Origin of the sequence: Streptococcus oralis (assembly GCF_003943415.1) — a bacterium.
In the GTDB taxonomy this organism is placed as follows: Bacteria; Bacillota; Bacilli; order Lactobacillales; family Streptococcaceae; genus Streptococcus; species Streptococcus oralis_BJ.
In genome coordinates this window covers 1-534 of the sequence record NZ_RJPK01000045.1, presented here as the reverse complement: position 1 = coordinate 534, position 534 = coordinate 1, and the positions used below count along the sequence as shown (strand labels likewise).

At 56.2% G+C, this 534-nt stretch carries 1 rRNA gene; it reads right to left on the bottom strand.

What is annotated here, in order from left to right:
- Positions 1 to 534, bottom strand: a 16S ribosomal RNA gene (locus D8801_RS09795); the annotation flags it as partial.

Here is a 534-nt window from a genome sequence, read left to right as displayed (position 1 = left end):
TTCGAATTAAACCACATGCTCCACCGCTTGTGCGGGCCCAAACCACATGCTCCACCGCTTGTGCGGGCCCCCGTACTCCCCAGGCGGAGTGCTTAATGCGTTTGCTGCAGCACTAAAGGGCGGAAACCCTCTAACACTTAGCACTCATCGTTTACGGCGTGGACTACCAGGGTATCTAATCCTGTTCGCTCCCCACGCTTTCGCGCCTCAGCGTCAGTTACAGACCAGAGAGTCGCCTTCGCCACTGGTGTTCCTCCACATCTCTACGCATTTCACCGCTACACGTGGAATTCCACTCTCCTCTTCTGCACTCAAGTTCCCCAGTTTCCAATGACCCTCCCCGGTTGAGCCGGGGGCTTTCACATCAGACTTAAGAAACCGCCTGCGCGCGCTTTACGCCCAATAATTCCGGACAACGCTTGCCACCTACGTATTACCGCGGCTGCTGGCACGTAGTTAGCCGTGGCTTTCTGGTTAGGTACCGTCAAGGTACCGCCCTATTCGGTTAGGTACCGTCAAGGTACCGCCCTATTC